This is a genomic window from Bacillus sp. UNC438CL73TsuS30 (genome assembly GCF_000482325.1).
Lineage (GTDB): Bacteria > Bacillota > Bacilli > Bacillales > Cytobacillaceae > Neobacillus.
The window spans coordinates 1-1,668 of sequence record NZ_AXVA01000049.1 but is presented as its reverse complement, the minus strand read 5'-3'; the positions used below and the strand labels follow the sequence as shown (position 1 = coordinate 1,668).

Genomic DNA, 1,668 nt, shown 5'->3' with positions numbered 1-1,668 from the left:
TCCCCCAATGGACAACGTCCTTATGCCCCTTCCTTAAAATTAAAGATTCATTTTGCTCAACGCTATCACAATTACTCTGATCGTGTAATGGAAGAGGCCATTCTTTATCGTCTAGATTTAAAACGTTTTTTTGGAGTGCCCGTAGATTTTAACGGATTCGATCATAGTACCTTGGGGCTCGACCGAGATCGCATGGGTTCCGCCATTTTTGATGCGTGTCATCATCATATTCTTTCCCAAGCTTTGGCGAAAGGGCTATGGGGGAAAGAAGATGACCGCTGGCTTATTGATTCTTTTCATACATATGCCAACATTGCGAAGGTGGGGGCTTACCGTTTAATCCAGCAAGGAATCCTTCAAATTATTCAACACATCAAACGTACATATCCGAAGTTGTATACCTTTCTTTTACAAGACTGTGCACTCAAAAGCTTTCTAAAACGGATCTCGGATCGAACACCTGAAAAAGATCGATTGGTATTATTTAGCCGCTTGGTGGTGGAAGCCTACAGCTTGTTACATTGGCTGGAAAGTGAATGGGTAAAACCTGTATTTTGGGCATGGGAGAACGCTAAACAGCAGCTTCGTTGTTTGGAACTTCAAGCAATCCTCTATCAAATTTTACAAGAGAACATCAAACCGATGGATCCGAATAAGACCGAAGGTATTGAAAAGGAACCACTTAAATATCAAGAGTTATCAAAAAAGGAAAAGCCGCAAGATCGTATCCGAAGTGCCTATGATCCGGAAATACGGAGTGGATACAAATCGAAATCCTTGAAGTTTACCGGTGATAAAATCCAAGTATTGGAGTCAAGACAGCACGGATTAATCTTGAATACCGAACCTATTCCAGGTAATGAATGGGATGGAGAACGTCTTGTCCCGATGGTGGAAGAAGTGGTCCATCGTCACGGTATAGTGCCGAAACAAGTCATTGGTGATACGGCTTATGGCACAGGTGAAAACCGCCAGAAAATAAAAGAGATGCAGATTTTACTGACCGCTCCTATACAAAAAAATTCAAATCCAACCGGATTGTTAGAGCCCGATTGGTTTGTTTATGATGCAAAATTGGATGAAGTCACCTGCCCACTAGGGAACTCGACCTCTAAAAAAGTTCGAAATAACCCGAGTCAGGGGTATCAATACAAATTCGAAGCGAACATTTGTAAAGCCTGCCCAATGTTTGAACAATGTACCACCAATAAAAACGGTCGAACCGTTTTTATCAGTGATTATTATGAAATCATGGAACAAGGAAAGTCCTATAATCAAACAAACGTTGGAAAGAGTTCATTAAGGGCTCGGTACGATGTGGAAAGAACGAATCATGAAGCTGCCAACCATCATGGACTCAGGAAACCAAGAACAAGAGGGAGGGAATCATTAAGGATCACGTCCAAATTGACGGCCATGGTTATCAATTTGAAAATTATGGTAAAGGAATTAACCGAACCTATCAAGCCCTTTTATCGTTTCAAAAAATGCGAAAATCGGGTAAAGGCCCCCGTCTGCCCAAATTAGGGAAATCAGGATAAATAGAGGGCCTTAGGAAGGGAAAATACAAAAAAACAATGAAAGTTTGTGAAAAAATCCAATAAAATTCACAAAGTATGTGAAATAAGGTTTAGAAGTGGAATAAACTACAACTTAATCGACAGTCTC

At 40.7% G+C, this 1,668-nt stretch carries 1 protein-coding gene; it reads left to right on the top strand.

All coding sequences use genetic code 11. From position 1 onward, the window contains the following. Window positions 1–1,527: IS5/IS1182 family transposase (locus M028_RS0113485; RefSeq protein WP_026574337.1), on the top strand; the 1,527-nt coding region annotated here is incomplete at its 5' end. Window positions 1,528–1,668: the final 141 nt, after the last annotated feature.